The sequence below is a fragment of the Ruegeria sp. CDSC051 genome, from assembly GCF_059610665.1.
The window spans coordinates 17,898-31,841 of sequence record NZ_JBXWOC010000007.1 but is presented as its reverse complement, the minus strand read 5'-3'; the positions used below and the strand labels follow the sequence as shown (position 1 = coordinate 31,841).

Here is a 13,944-nt window from a genome sequence, read left to right as displayed (position 1 = left end):
TAAGTTTTGAGAGGAGTAGTGCCACCGAAGCGGCGGCTAAATTCGTCGAATAATTTCAACATGGGCACAATAGCGAGACGGGATTTTCCACGCCCTCTGCCTGCAACGGTGTTGCCACTTTGCACCGGGCAAAAAGGCCGCAGGGCGCAGATATTCAAGCTTTTCGAGCACTTTGTTCGCCCATTGGAAACGTTACAAAAATTTGAACGCAAAAAAGCCAGACCACCTCTTTAAACCGGGAATTATTGACAGGTCGCATGATTCAGGGATTCTCGGTCCCTAGCCCTGTTGTGACTGCAGCCCAATTTCAGGTGAGTCGCAATCTGAGATTCCGCGTTCCGGGTATTGCCTCGTCCAAGACCACGCCCATTCAGACGGCATAATGCCCAGCCGCGCCTCGGGTCGGATGCGATCCTGCTACGGCACCATATGCTAGTTGCTGCTATAGAAAAATGACAGGCTGCGGCTGACACCGCCAGGGGGCAACGGGAAAGGCGACGCCGCGCGAACCTGCGCCTTGGCAGCACGGTCGACTTCGGGGGATCCAGAGCTGTCGACCACATCGACAAAGGCCAAGGTTCCATCCGGGTTGATCTGAAAAAAGACCTGAGCGAAACCGCGCGCCGAAACATAGACCAAAGGCGCCCGGTTCAGATGCATGAGCACACGGCCAGCATAATTGGTTTTGGTGGAATTGCCTGGCCCCCTTCCCCCTGAACCGGCACTGGTGTTGCCGCGTGTGAACGGGTCAATTCCCGCGCGTTTGTACTGCGACAGCGGGGATTCGACCTCTTTCTCAGGGAACCGCAGATCACTGAAATCGTTGGAGCCCGGCAAGACGCCCTGCGGTTTGGAACTAGGCCGTTGATCCGGTAGCTTCGGACGCACCGAAGAGGTCAGTGCCGTCTCTGTCTCTTCCTCCGCCTCAGGTTCGGGTTCGGGCTCGACAAGTGGGATGTCGACGTCGGGAATGTCAGCTATCAGCGGTATGTCGGGAACCGGCGATGGCTCGGGCGTGGGAACTTCAGCCGGGGCCGGGTCAACCGCTGCCTGTTCTTCGGCTTGCACCGGGCTGGCCTCGGGCACTCCTTCGGGTGTTTCGGCCTGCTCACTGGGTTCGGCCTGAGGCGTGGAATCTTCGTCCTGGCTGGCGGCTTCATTTGCGTCCGAAGGTGTCTCAGACGTGGTTTCCGACGGCTCAACCGTTTCCGTCACAACCGGGCGCACGATTTCGGACTTGCCCAGATCGGGTGAAGGGACCTGCTGAGGGTTATCAGAGGCGACCAATGCTTCGCTAACCGGCACTTCTTCGGGTTCGGGTGCCGGTTCGGGCTCCAGCGGCTCTTCCGGTTCCGGTTCGGATTCGGGGGCGGGCTCGGGCTCAACCGGGTCCGCAACGACATCGGCAATCTCTTCGAACTCATTGCCCAGCGCGATGGCATCGGCCGGGCCTGCGGGTTCTGCGGTTTCCGTCAGATGGGGCGCTGTCACGCTCAACCCGCCTAAGTGAATCAACAGCGACACCAGCACCGCAATAGTCGCAATGACAACCGAGCGTCTGATCATTCCAGCGCCTTTTCGGTCACGACAAAGACCGACGTCGCCCCCAACCGCCGCAGAGTACCTGTCACCTCGATCAGCCGGTGGCCGGGTGCATCCCGGTCGGGCACGATCCGCACCGGCGCGGGGTCACGGCCGGTCATATAGGCTTCGGGTGTCATCGGCTGGCCCCGAAAGCTGAGCAATCCGTTCTTGTGCAGAACCAATGCGTCGGGGGGCTCACTGCCCTCCAGTTCCGACGTATCCACAAGTTGCAGATCCGGATCCAGCGGCGGCGCGATGGTTCCGGTGATCAAAAAGAAGATCAGCATCAGAAACACGACATTGATCAAAGCAATGGTCGAATCGCGTTTGCGGCGGGGTCGAATATTGCGGATCATCGCCTCACTCCAGCACCAGAACGCTCAACCCGTCACGGCCACGCAGCCGCACCAGCAGATTGACCAGCCTTTGTGAGGTTGTATCGGGGTCAAGGCTGACCAGGACCTGCCCTGTGTTCACCTGCTCGACCACCTCGTCCAATGTGACCGGAACGCCGTTCAGGATCAGGCGCTCTGATCCCAGCTGCAGAAACACCCGCTGACCCGTAACTTCGTCGACAGAGGCGCCATCGGTGGCGCTGCTTAATTCGATCTCGGCATATTTCGAGAATGTCGAGGTTAGCATGAAAAAGAGCAACAAGAGAAATATGATGTCGATGAGCGGCGTCATCGACATTGGCCGTCGCACAAATGGTGCAGAATTACGCATGATCTGCTGTCGTTGGGACAGCGGCCACCTGGGCAGAGTCTGACGATCCCCGCCCCGGAACAAGAACGGTCCTCAAGGCCTTGTCGGCAAAAACCCGTTCGCGCGCAGTGCGACTTTCGAACCAGGACAGAACCATCGAGGTCGGCATCGCCACGGCCAGACCAACCGCTGTGGTGACCAGCGCTACCCAGATACCGCCCGCAAGCAGCGAGGGATCAACGGATGATCCGGCAGTCTGCAGGCTCTGGAACGCTTCGATCATGCCAAGTACGGTGCCGAACAGGCCCAGCAGCGGTGCCAGCTGTGCCACGGTGTCCAACAGACGAAAGCCGCGCTCAAGGCCCGCCAGGGCCAACCCGGCCTCGGCATCCAGCCTTTGGTCCAGCCCCGGCACGATGGGCGCATCCATGGCAGAGTTGACCAGCGGCGCAAGATAGCTGCGGCTTTCCGCCAGCTTGGCCCTTGCGGCCTGCGTGTCACCGGCATCCCAGGCCGCAAGCGCCTGGGACAGGATCTTGTGCCGACCGACACCGGAAACCGTGAATTGCCAAAGCTTGTACAGCGTGACGGCCAGCGTCACGATCGACATGGCGATCAGGACCGCAACCACCGGCCCGCCAAGGGCAACAATTTCACGCAAAGCATCAAGCGGGCTCATCTGAGAAACTCCACATCTGTTCGGTTGTTTAGCGTAAGGGCTTCGTCGCAAAGATCGCTTTCGGCGCCTTCGACCGTACATGTATTGGATCCGTTGATCAGAATCCGGCCAACATCGCCGCAGATCATGTCCGCGATGCTGAACTGCCGCACCCGCAGACGTCCCGCAGGAATATCGCGGAAATTATACAGCGACAGGCTGACAACATTGCCCTCCGCGTTAAAGATAACGGTTTCAAAATTGGCGGCCTCAATCTCGGCACCGGTCTGATTTTGCAACAGAAATGACAGTCGGCAGTTGCCTTCGACCTGTTGCAGATTGTTCAGTTCCATCAACAGCCCAGCGCTTGGGTCCTCGGCGGATTGCGCAGGGGACATGGTTGGAATGCCAAGACAAAGGATCGCGAGTTTCGCCAGGCGGAAAGACGTCACAGGTATTCTCCCGGTAATTCAATGAAGACATCGAAGGCCGGCGTTTCGGTGCTGGCGCGTTATTCTTTTATCCAAGAGCTATGGCCCGCGAAAGGGCTCGCGACGCATTTGTGACCAACCGGCATATTTACGGCCATCCGGTCAGGCCACTGGTTTCCGGCCGGATTAACCTGAAGCCCTGAGGCCTTGTACCTGGTGCCAATTAACCTCGGACCGACCGAAATTGCGTCTGAGTGGTGTGACCACACCGGGCTGGTTCCGATTTGACAACAAAACCATTCATTTGGGAGGCTTGACCGCAATATCATAGTAATTCGGCCTGACATCTGCCACACTTGTTACCAAATTGGTCTGATACCACGTCAATCTTTTGGATTCGGCGCGATATTGACGCGAAAGAGGCATGCAACGATGTGCCGAAGAAGTACCAGGGGGCAAGCGCTGATCAATGACGACTGTCATCGGGAAATCCACACGCCTTTCAACTATTCTGCAAAACGCCGATCTACATGACTTCAGCGCGCGGTTTCTCGAAGAAGGGATAGACGACGTAATATTGGACGAATTGACAGACCCGGAACTTCGAGATCTGGGTTTGACTGTCGGTCAAAGGAAACGTTTTCGGCAAACACAGGCACAACTGAAGCTTCAGGAAGCGTCCGACAGACCCGCAATGTCCCGCGTGGCCGAACGGCGACAGCTGACGCTTGTATTCTGCGATCTGGTCGGGTCCACACAATTAGCACAGCGGCATGATCCGGAAGAGTTGATGCAGATCATGAATCTGTATCTGGACACCGCCATCGGCACGATGAAACAACACGGATGCCACCTGGCTTATAAGCAGGGCGATGGCATCATGATGTATTTCGGATATCCGAAAGCCACTGAAGATGATACCGAGCGCGCGGTGCGTGCGGTTTTGGAAACCATCGAAGCGGTTCAGAATCTGGAAAACAAGTTCGGTGAAAACCTGGACCTGCGCGCGGGAATCGCAACCGGAGTTGTCGTTGTCGGGGTTGTTTCCTCTGCCAGCCTGGGAACACAGGATTTCATTGTTGGCGAAACGGCCAACCTTGCCTCACGCCTTCAGGGATTGGCCAATCCCGGTGAAGTTGTCGTCTCGTCCGAGACATGGCGCCTGACAAAAGGGGCCTTTAACTTTGAACCGCGCGGCAATCACGAATTGAAGGGATTTGATGGTGAGCGCTCGGTCTTCCGCGTTATTGACGAAAAGATCGCCGCCAGCCGGTTCGACGCGCGCACCGGCAAGTCCACGGTCAAATTGGTTGCCCGCGAAGACGACCTGACCGGCCTGACAGGGCTTTGGGATCATGTGCTGCGCGGATCGGGTCAGGTTGCGCTGGTTGGTGGCCCGGCCGGTATCGGGAAATCGCGCCTGATCAATTCCCTCAGCAAAACGCTGGGACAAAGGCCTATGACCCTGCAATGTGTCCCGCATCTTGCCAGTTTGCCCCTGCACCCGCTGCGTGCCGAGCTTCGGCGGTTTGCAGGGGATGAGACTGATACCGACAAGGTAACCGAGTCGATCAGGGAATACGCGAAAAACGCCTCTCGTTTGACCGAAGAAGATGCTGCGCTACTATTGGATTTGGCCGGGTTTGAAACTGACGCTCCGGTCGAACCCGATCCGATCAAGAAAGCCCGCAAATCTTTGGATTTGCTGATCCGCTGTGCCGGGAGCATCTGCGATGAACGCGGGTCATTGCTGTTGGTATTCGAAGATGTGCACTGGGCGGACGCAACCACGCTGGATGCCTTGGACGCGCTGATCGACGCCTTGGATCAGTTGCCCATCCTTGTGGTTCTGACGCACCGCCCTGAATACGAGCCTCCGGAACATTTTGAAGGCCGCGCGTCAATCGTCGAATTGACACCTCTTTCGGTTCTCGAAGCGTCTGAACTGGTGCGCCGTGTTGCCGTACCGCGCAGCCTGCCGGTCACTTTGGTCAGACAGATTGTCGAAAAAGCCGATGGTGTGCCGCTTTATATCGAGGAAATGACCAAGGCGGTTCTGGATCAGCTGCCGCAGGACGTACCCATCGACGCCGGGGTAATGGGAACCCTCAGTATCCCCGCAACTCTTCATGACTCGCTGATGTCGCGGCTGGACCGGATGGAAAATGCGCGACCTGTAGCGCAGTTGGGATCCGTGATTGGCCGCAGCTTCACGTCGGCGATGATCCATGCGGTAGCGCCCAAGGACACGGATGTGGAATCGGCATTGATCCAACTGATTGGTGCAGGTCTGGTATCCATCACCAGCGAAGCCGGGGCGCCGACTTACACGTTCCACCATGCGCTGGTGCAGGACACAGCGTACCAGTCGCTTTTACTTGAAGACCGGGAACAGATTCACCTGAAAATCGCCAAAGAATTGCTGGCCGGTCACAAGGCTTTTGGTAACCCTACACCGGATACCGTGGCGCATCACTGCGATCTAGGCGGTCTTAAGGGCGAGGCTGTTACCCACTGGGTTCTGGCGGGTGAACAGGCCCTCAGCCGCCTTGCGAACCTACCGGCGATTGCCGCTTTTCAGGCCGCATTGCGCAATATCGAAACGATGCCCGGCGGTCCCGAACGAGATGGGGTAGAGCTTGGCGTTCAGATGAATGTATTGCCTGCGTTCATGGCGATACACGGTTGGTCATCCACACAGGTTGGGCAGACCGCAGCCCGTGCGATGCATCTTGCACAGGCGCTGGGTGCGGGCGAAACCCTGTTTGCCGCGACCTTCTGCCGATGGACGCATTTCTTTGTGTCGGGCCAGATGAACCGCGCACTTGAGATGGCGCAGGCCCTTGACGGCATGGCCAGCCTTGCACCGGATCCGGTTACAAACGTCCTTGCTGCTCGGGCGCTCAGCTATACTCATTATTTCCGCGGTGAGTTTGCCGATTGCGAAAGACAGCTTGAACGGGGCCTTGCCCTGATCACGCCCGAGCTTGACATGGCCATGATGCCGATGACCCAGTCCTCGACCAGCGCGTCGTTCTTTGCCATTCAGGGCTGTCTTCTGTGGCAGCTTGGCAAATTCGACGAGGCCGAAGAGGCCCGCCTGAAGTCGATCGAAATCAGCAAGCCGTTCGAACACGCCCCCAACCTTGTCTACATTATGGGCGCGTCGTCGATGTTCCTTCCGTATGCGGGCGAATGGGACTTGCTGGACGATACGATGAACGAAGCGCGTCGGATCGCGGACGAAGAAGGGTTCCTGTATCTTCACGCAATGCAGGATATCTATCTGGGTCTGGCTCAGGCGGGCAAAGGTGACGTGATCGGGGGGGCTGCTCGTGTCGGGACCTATATGGACCTTGTGTCCCAGGCTGGCGGCAACTTTACCTTCCCGCAAAACCAGATTGTCCTGTCCGAGCTGTTGATCGATCAGGGTCATATCGAGGATGCCCTGAACCGGCTTGAACATGTTTGCACGCCCGGGTGGGAGCGTGGAGAGATGTTGAACAAGCCGGAATATCACCGTGTGCGCGCCAAAGCATTGGCCGCCCGTGGCGATCTTGACCAGGCTGTCACTGAGGCAAATCAAGCCCTGCAGCTTGCACGTGACATCGGGGCAGTTGTTCAGGAGAAACGCGCTCTGGATTGCCTGAACAATTTTGCTAAAACGTTATGAAATTAGATAGCTGCCAGATTTAACCGCGCAGTGCCATCCAGAAGGGGGAGACGATGACCGAAGCACTTGAATTGGACCAACAGCAGTGGGACGCTGTGAACAAGGCCGTCCACGATGAAGCGTTGCGCGCGCGTATTGCTGCCAGCTTTCTGCCGCTCTACGGCCCACTACCGGCTGATACCCAATCGGTTCCTCTGAACAAGCTTGAACTGGTTCCCGAAGCGACCGGTCCAAAGATGCGCTTTGGCGTGAATGATTTTGATACAACGCGGCTGTCGACAGTGTCCGTGAACGTACATGTCAAAGGCGCACAGCTTGCAGATCCCGAACTGGCCGCCGCGCTGATCATGTTCCGCCGGGCGGCTGCCATTGTCGCACGGGTCGAGGATGAGATCATTTTTAACGGTCAGGCCGGCACCGGTGAAGGCCCCCAACCCGCGCCCGGCGCACCCGTCACGCTGCCCCCAGTTTATACCGTAAGCGGTGGTGGAAAATACGAAGGCCTGCTGGAAGCGGGGGAGGCACAACCCATTTCCAGCGGTTCCAAGAAAAAGCCTACCGGCCCCGAGGTATTCGAGGCCGTGGTTGCGGGTATCAGTCAACTGGAATCCCTGGGTCATCTTGGACCCTATGCCTGTGTGATGGGTAACGGCCTGTTCCAGGCGGTCACGACACCGATGGAAAACTCGATGGTCCTGCCCCGCGACAGCATTCTGCCATTTCTGGACGGGCCGCTGCTGCGGTCTGGCGCATTTCCGGTGAACAAGGCCGTGCTGGTGTCTTTGCAGGGCGCACCGGTTGAGATTGTTGTGCCTTCTGACATTGCTGTCAAATATCTGCAGACCTCGGCAGATGGCGATCATATCTTCCGCGTTCAGCAGAAATTCCGCCTTAGGATCAAAGAAGCTCAGGCTATCTCGACCATCACGTGCTGACCGGCGCGATGGGTATGCGGGAATTCAGCGACGGCGGGGTCACCCTGCGCTGGTCCGAGGCCGCCTTTCAAGCAGCCACCGGGGTACAGCGGGTTCTGGTTGAGGCCGGGCCTGCGATATCTCCGCATGACACGCTGCGCCTGTTCTATCGCGAAGGCGGCGGACCTGAACGGGCTGTCCGTGGGTGGCCACTGGGTCAGGATCCACAAACGGGGTTGCAACAATTTGCAGCGGCCCTGCCCGTTCCCGCTGTGGGAAAACAGATGACCTGGCGGCCGGTTCTGACCTCGGGCGGGCGCGATTATGACCCCGGAAACGCGGTCGCGCCGAAACCAGAAGATCGCGCGCCAAAACACGAGACATCCAGTCCGGTGCTGGATCATATCGCCCATTTTGAGGTGCCGTTTTCGGGCAACTTCAACCCATCGGGTGAAACTCCCGATGGCATATGGCTGCATTTTGCGATCAAAGAAGGCGGTACCGTGACCGGCCCGAACCTGAACGGAACGATCGAGCCCGTGGGCGGAGACTGGATGCGCGTGCGCCCTGATGGCGTGGGTATTCTGCATGCCAAGGCGCTGATCAATCCGACAACCGGCGGTGCCCCGGTCATGTTCGACGATACCGGGATCTGCGATTTCGGTACGGATGGCTATGCCGCCCTTGCCAAGGGCAAGCTGCCACCCAGTGCCCCGGTTCGGCTGGCACCCCGGTATCTGACCTCGAATCCGCGTTATATGTGGATCAACCGTCTGCAGGGTTTCGGAATCGGAGAGGCCAGCCTGTCCGACATCACCCTGCGATTTGACGTCTATTCCGCGAAAGGAACATCCGATGGCTGAAAAGGTGGTCATATTAGGCGGAGGCGTCGGCGGGATGAGCGCCGCGCATGAGCTGATCGAACGGGGTTTCGAAGTCGAAGTGTATGAGCGTCAGCTTATCGCCGGCGGCAAGGCACGCAGCATTCCCGTGCTTGAAGGTGAAGACGATCACGGTTCGAAAGAGGAACATATCAGAGCGCTGAAAGACTGGATCGGGATGCACGGCTATGACCTGCCACCCGGTGTCAAACGCCCCTGGTTGCCCGGTGAACATGGGTTCCGGTTCTTCCCTAACTTCTACCGGCACATCACCAATACGATGTCGCGCACGCCCTATTATGACAAGGGCACCTGCTACGACAATCTGGTTCCGACAACCCAGGTATTGGTCAGCCAGTTCGACCACCCCGGTATCATCGTACCCGAGCGGTTTCCACAATCGCTAAAAGAGGTCGCCAATGCGCTCAAGACCTTTGCCTATACAATCTCGCCGCGCAACGAAATCGACTTTGAGGATATCGAACATTTCCTTGGTTGCATGTGGCGCATTGCGACCTCGTGCAAAGAGCGCCGGTTCGATGAGTATGAACGTATCGGCTGGTGGGAATTCATCGGCGCCGCGGAGCGGTCCGAAGCCTATCAGAAGTTTCTGGCAATCGGCCTGACCCGGTCACTGGTGGCGGCCAAAGCGACAACCGCAAGCACCAAGACCGTTGGCGATGTCGCCATTCAACTGCAGCTTGGGATCGCAACACCCGAGGCGACCAGCAACAGGCTGCTGAACGGGCCGACCAATCTGGTCTGGATTCAGCCTTGGCTGGAATATCTGAAAAGCCGGGGTGTGGTGTACCATTTCGATTCCAAGGTGACCGGGATTGAATGCCGAAACGGCCGAATTGCCAGCGCCACGGTTGAACAGGACGGCACGCAAAAGCAGGTCACCGGTGATTGGTTCATCAGCGCCTTGCCCATTGAACGCATTGCACCTTTGGTGACGCCGGCCATGACAAAGGTAGATCCGGGTCTGGCCAAGCTGCCATTGCTTGCCGAAGACGTGCAATGGATGAATGGCATACAGTTTTACCTGACCAAGGATGTTGAACTGGCCCATGGCCATGTGATCTTTATCGACAGCCCTTGGGCGCTGACGGCTGTTTCGCAAAAACAATTCTGGTCCCAGATAGATTTTGAAAACTGGGCCGACGGTAAGACCAAGGGATTGCTCTCGGTCGATATTTCCGAATGGGACAAGCCGGGCACAAACGGAAAAACCGCGCGCGACAGCTCTCGTGAAGAAATCGCCAAAGAAGTCTGGGAACAGCTCAAACGCAGCCTGAACGTTGATGGCAACATCGTCCTCAGGGATGAAGAACTGCACTATTGGTTCCTGGATCCCGACATCGTCGAGGACCCAGATCATCCTGCCCGAGAAAGCAATGTCGAACCGTTATTGGTAAACCGCATTAACAGCTGGCGGCTGCGGCCCGAAGCGGCGACGCTGATTCCGAACTTTATGCTTGCGTCCGACTACGTCCGGACCAACACCGACCTGGCCACCATGGAAGGCGCAAATGAGGCTGCCCGAAGAGCCGTCAATGCCATCCTGCGGCGCAGTGGTTCTGAGGCGCAGCCCTGTGAAATCTGGGATCTGCATGAGCCCGACATCCTGCAACCCCTGCGGGCCTATGACTATGCCCGATATCAGGCGGGTGAGCCCTGGGATGAACGCTTTGCCATCGCTGTCGAGGCCGCTTTGCGCATGGGACAAGACGCCACCGGCACCAAACGTGGTGGGCAAGGACCGCTGGCCGCGATTGGTCCGCTGACGGCCGAATACTCCAAGCCCGGCGGAATTGTCGAAGACCCTGCGATCTCGGACGCGTTGCGCATGGTCGCGGCACCTCCAGAGCTCTATAATCTGATGGCCGCGCATCTGCCGGGCCGGGACACACCGATCCCCGGCGCGGACTTTGCTGAAGATCTGGCGATCGGCATTGTTGAGGCGACCTCACCGCCAACCGACACGTCCGGTCGCAAAGTCATCATCACACAGAAGGGCTGACAGGTGACTGTTCCCAAGGCGCAGCCGGCATCCGCGGCCACGCAAGGCTTCCTTGAGCAACTGACGCGTTATGGCGATCAGGCGCGCAAGGTACTGTTAGACAAAATGCCAACGGGTGAGCCGCAAGCCCATCTCTATGGGCCTATGCGAGACTATATCGAAACCTCGGGCAAAGGACTTAGACCTGCCCTTCTTCTGGCCACGTGTGAAGCATTCGGCGGAAAGGCCGAGGATGCCGAAATTGCTGCTGCGGTCATCGAATTGCTGCACAATGCATTTCTGGTTCATGACGATATCGAAGACCTCAGCGATTTCCGAAGGGGTCGGGAATGTATGCACAAACGTCTTGGTGTGCCTTTGGCGATCAATATCGGCGACGGCATGCAATCTCTGGCGCTGAGCCTGCTGCGCCAGAACCTCGGCCCTCTGGGCCCGATGACCGGCGCGCGCGTGGTGGACGAGTTTGATCACCTGCTGAAAGAGTCGATCGAGGGCCAAGCTCTTGAATTGGGATGGATAAAAGACAATCGCCTTGACCTTAGCCCGTCCGACTACCTGACCATGTGTCTGAAGAAAACCTGCTGGTACAGCTTCATTCACCCGATGCGTATAGGTGCCCTGATCGCGCGCCCGGACGATGTCGCCTCCGGAGCGCTGAATCTGGATGACTTCAACGCGTTCGGCTTTTTTCTGGGGGCCGCCTTTCAGATCCAGGATGACGTTCTGAATCTTGTGGGAAGCCAGGGGAAATACGGCAAAGAGATCGGCGGGGATATCTACGAAGGCAAACGCACGCTGATGCTGGGACGTCTTGGGGCGCAGGCGGATCGGCAGGAACAGTCCCGACTGTCAGAGTTTCTGGAAAAGCCAAGAACGGCCCGTTCGGAACAAGAGGTCGAATGGGTATTGGCGCGGATGAACCACTATTCTTGCATTGAATATGCTCAGGCCGCAGCAAATGACCTGCTTGCGGCGGCCCGTCGGGAATTCGATCTTGTATTTGCAAATACCAACGCGGCGCCGCGCGCGTTTCTTGGTCAGTTCATGGATTATCTGGTGGCGCGTCAGGTCTAACACTCGCCCTATTTTTTTTGTAGATATTCAATATCTTAAATTTCGAAATCCCGTGAATCCAATACGCGTTCCTTTCAAGTTTGTCATTTACTAAACGCTGTAGGCTGTGCACATTAAGCTATGCCTTATTTCGAGCGAAAACCATTTGTCAGCGCTCTCCGCACGGCCACCAAGGCCGTTCCGGAGCAGGATACACTTCCGATATCTCAGATCGCACGGGGCATTCTGAATGCGGAAAACAGCACCACACAACAGCTGGACGGACCCTTTCACTGCCGCAAGCCCTGCAGGCCCGGTGAGACAGGAACCATTCTGTTATCCATTGCTGCACCTGCCGGAGCAAACGTTGTCGACTTGCAGTTCGAACCGGGCGACATGATCAGCCGCGACGGCAACGTGTTGCCAACCGACAAGATGAGCATCCAACCTTCCGCAGTCCGTATTCCCCCGGGACAGGCCGTCGAGGTTGCCGTAAGCCTCACCATTCATGATCTGGCAGAACCCGGCCAATATCAGGGGCGCGTATACACCAAAGGCAGCGAAAACACCGCCATCGTTGTGATCTTTGAGGTCGTGGCGGACTAAAGTGATCCTGCCCCGATGGTACGGTGCAGTATTGCCCGTGGTCGGAGTTTGCCATCTCGATTGCACATATGCAGAAAAATATTTCGAATAGCAATCATGTGCCTCATACGAAGCTGGCACCGGGCGAGGCTAAACATGCGCCTCATAGATAGCTTAACTATTCCTGCCATTGGGCTGTTAGGTGCCACAGCCAACGTGAACGCCGAGCAAGAACAAACAGCTTTTTTAATCGGGTGAGATGGGTCGCCTTGGCACAAAAATCGACCAAAAGATTACCGGGCAAACGATATAAACTGCTGAACAACATCGACGCGCGAAGCGAAATGACCAGCCAGGATTGTCCCCCGTCTCTCGCATACGGAATCGAAGGCGGTCAGGCATCGCGCTTTGCTTCAGCCACCTCACGCAGCCAAAAAAATGACGATGCCCTGAACCCAAATTCCGCGCACTCGGAATTGCCGCGATTGTCCGATTTGAGAACGCGCTTCTGTTCGATACTCAACCGCTCAAATCATCTACGGCTTGGCGCACAGCAGCGATCATCTGCGGCGCCAACCCGTTGTGACCCAGTCTCTCAATCTCCTCAAATTCAAGCTTTCCAGCTTGGGCAAAGGCACGGGCAGGTTCAATCGGGCATATTAGGTCATCCTCTCCATGGATCAAACGATGTGGGAGTACGGCGATTGTATTTGGATCTCCGGGGCCGGTAGCAGGTAGGAAGAAATTATTAAGCCAGTACCAAAGGTACACGCGGGTGCGATTTATGTCGCTTTGGGTGACGGCTGCCGGAAGCCGCACAGTGCCGGGTTGCGGTCCATGAAACGCATCTTCAAGGGCCATCACACGGCGGGCTGCCTCACGTGCTTGCGCGTCATTGTCTTCCATACGGGCAAACCATGCTATGGCAGGATGGAGCTGTTCAGTCTCGTCGAGAGGATCGAGAAACAGGCCGCGCGCACGCTGCCCGGCTTCGAAACGCTTTGCCCTATCGCGCAACATCCACTGGTCCATTGAAGGGCGGCAGATATGCGTGCTGCGCACGATCAATGCGCGTACCCGATCAGGATGAGCGGATGCGTAGGCCAATGCCAGTGCGCCCCCCCATGAACCACCCAGCACAATCCAATCTTCATATCCCAGGGCCATCCGGATGGCCTCGGCATCGCGTAGGGTGTGCTGAGTCGTGTTTGCTGTGACCCGACCAGCTCTGCCCGACAACCCTGTTCCGCGTTGGTCAAAAAGAACCACCCGATGGCGGTCGGCGTCGAAATAGGCTGTGTGCTGCGGGTTGAGACCCGACCCTGGCCCCCCATGGAAAATGAGCGCGGGCGTATCGCCATGCCCCCAAATCTGTACGTTCAAGCCGTCTATTGGGACAGGTTTAAAAGTGTTCATCGGTAGGACTGCGACCTCCTT

At 57.4% G+C, this 13,944-nt stretch carries 12 protein-coding genes; 6 read left to right on the top strand and 6 right to left on the bottom strand.

Annotation, left to right across the window (positions count from 1 at the left end; translation table 11 throughout):
• Window positions 1-432: 432 nt before the first annotated feature.
• Genes AC2FH0_RS15780 through AC2FH0_RS15760 form a run of 5 tightly spaced genes read right to left on the bottom strand, consistent with a single transcriptional unit; the run spans window position 433 to window position 3,399 of the window.
• Window positions 433-1,566, bottom strand: a complete 1,134-nt coding sequence (locus AC2FH0_RS15780) for an energy transducer TonB family protein (protein ID WP_496706922.1) — start codon at window positions 1,564-1,566, stop codon at window positions 433-435.
• Window positions 1,563-1,940, bottom strand: a complete 378-nt coding sequence (locus tag AC2FH0_RS15775; protein ID WP_271951792.1) for an ExbD/TolR family protein — start codon at window positions 1,938-1,940, stop codon at window positions 1,563-1,565. The genes AC2FH0_RS15780 and AC2FH0_RS15775 overlap by 4 nt, the downstream gene beginning before the upstream one ends.
• Before the next feature lie 4 nt (window positions 1,941-1,944).
• Window positions 1,945-2,310, bottom strand: coding sequence for a biopolymer transporter ExbD (locus tag AC2FH0_RS15770; protein ID WP_496692820.1), 366 nt, complete (start codon window positions 2,308-2,310; stop codon window positions 1,945-1,947).
• Window positions 2,303-2,968 (bottom strand): MotA/TolQ/ExbB proton channel family protein, encoded by a 666-nt coding sequence (locus tag AC2FH0_RS15765; RefSeq protein ID WP_496692821.1) that lies wholly within the window; start codon window positions 2,966-2,968, stop codon window positions 2,303-2,305. Before AC2FH0_RS15765 ends, AC2FH0_RS15770 begins: the two co-directional genes overlap by 8 nt.
• On the bottom strand, window positions 2,965-3,399 hold the full coding sequence (locus AC2FH0_RS15760) for a hypothetical protein (protein WP_496692822.1): 435 nt from the start codon (window positions 3,397-3,399) through the stop codon (window positions 2,965-2,967). Before AC2FH0_RS15760 ends, AC2FH0_RS15765 begins: the two co-directional genes overlap by 4 nt.
• A 448-nt stretch (window positions 3,400-3,847) precedes the next feature.
• Between AC2FH0_RS15760 and AC2FH0_RS15755 the strand changes: the two genes are divergently transcribed.
• The 6 genes from AC2FH0_RS15755 to AC2FH0_RS15730 all read left to right on the top strand — a co-directional run bounded on the left by AC2FH0_RS15755 (window position 3,848) and on the right by AC2FH0_RS15730 (window position 12,528).
• Window positions 3,848-7,051 carry an adenylate/guanylate cyclase domain-containing protein gene (locus AC2FH0_RS15755; protein ID WP_496789774.1) on the top strand — a complete coding sequence of 1,068 codons (3,204 nt, stop codon included), beginning with the start codon at window positions 3,848-3,850 and terminating at the stop codon, window positions 7,049-7,051.
• A gap of 53 nt (window positions 7,052-7,104) precedes the next feature.
• Window positions 7,105-7,986 (top strand): encapsulin, encoded by an 882-nt coding sequence (locus AC2FH0_RS15750; protein WP_271951782.1) that lies wholly within the window; start codon window positions 7,105-7,107, stop codon window positions 7,984-7,986.
• Window positions 7,987-8,000: 14 nt separating this feature from the next.
• Window positions 8,001-8,828, top strand: a complete 828-nt coding sequence (locus tag AC2FH0_RS15745) for a DUF3237 domain-containing protein (protein WP_496692824.1) — start codon at window positions 8,001-8,003, stop codon at window positions 8,826-8,828.
• Window positions 8,821-10,869 carry a hydroxysqualene dehydroxylase gene (locus AC2FH0_RS15740; RefSeq protein ID WP_142638506.1) on the top strand — a complete coding sequence of 683 codons (2,049 nt, stop codon included), beginning with the start codon at window positions 8,821-8,823 and terminating at the stop codon, window positions 10,867-10,869. Before AC2FH0_RS15745 ends, AC2FH0_RS15740 begins: the two co-directional genes overlap by 8 nt.
• 3 nt (window positions 10,870-10,872) lie before the next feature.
• On the top strand, window positions 10,873-11,943 hold the full coding sequence (locus AC2FH0_RS15735; protein WP_496789772.1) for a polyprenyl synthetase family protein: 1,071 nt from the start codon (window positions 10,873-10,875) through the stop codon (window positions 11,941-11,943).
• Window positions 11,944-12,063: 120 nt separating this feature from the next.
• Complete coding sequence (locus tag AC2FH0_RS15730; RefSeq protein WP_496789770.1) at window positions 12,064-12,528, top strand: hypothetical protein; 465 nt, start codon at window positions 12,064-12,066, stop codon at window positions 12,526-12,528.
• A gap of 498 nt (window positions 12,529-13,026) precedes the next feature.
• Here AC2FH0_RS15730 and AC2FH0_RS15725 read toward each other — a convergent pair whose 3' ends face one another.
• Window positions 13,027-13,923, bottom strand: a complete 897-nt coding sequence (locus AC2FH0_RS15725; protein WP_496789769.1) for an alpha/beta fold hydrolase — start codon at window positions 13,921-13,923, stop codon at window positions 13,027-13,029.
• Window positions 13,924-13,944: the final 21 nt, after the last annotated feature.

What these genes read in the sequence shown, in the direction of transcription:
- AC2FH0_RS15780 (WP_496706922.1), bottom strand. Translation starts at nt 1,566, where the DNA reads ATGATCAGACGCTCGGTTGTCATTGCGACTATTGCGGTGCTGGTGTCG.
- AC2FH0_RS15775 (WP_271951792.1), bottom strand. Translation starts at nt 1,940, where the DNA reads ATGATCCGCAATATTCGACCCCGCCGCAAACGCGATTCGACCATTGCT.
- AC2FH0_RS15770 (WP_496692820.1), bottom strand. Translation starts at nt 2,310, where the DNA reads ATGCGTAATTCTGCACCATTTGTGCGACGGCCAATGTCGATGACGCCG.
- AC2FH0_RS15765 (WP_496692821.1), bottom strand. Translation starts at nt 2,968, where the DNA reads ATGAGCCCGCTTGATGCTTTGCGTGAAATTGTTGCCCTTGGCGGGCCG.
- AC2FH0_RS15755 (WP_496789774.1), top strand. Translation starts at nt 3,848, where the DNA reads ATGACGACTGTCATCGGGAAATCCACACGCCTTTCAACTATTCTGCAA.
- AC2FH0_RS15750 (WP_271951782.1), top strand. Translation starts at nt 7,105, where the DNA reads ATGACCGAAGCACTTGAATTGGACCAACAGCAGTGGGACGCTGTGAAC.
- AC2FH0_RS15745 (WP_496692824.1), top strand. Translation starts at nt 8,001, where the DNA reads ATGCGGGAATTCAGCGACGGCGGGGTCACCCTGCGCTGGTCCGAGGCC.
- AC2FH0_RS15740 (WP_142638506.1), top strand. Translation starts at nt 8,821, where the DNA reads ATGGCTGAAAAGGTGGTCATATTAGGCGGAGGCGTCGGCGGGATGAGC.
- AC2FH0_RS15730 (WP_496789770.1), top strand. Translation starts at nt 12,064, where the DNA reads ATGCCTTATTTCGAGCGAAAACCATTTGTCAGCGCTCTCCGCACGGCC.
- AC2FH0_RS15725 (WP_496789769.1), bottom strand. Translation starts at nt 13,923, where the DNA reads ATGAACACTTTTAAACCTGTCCCAATAGACGGCTTGAACGTACAGATT.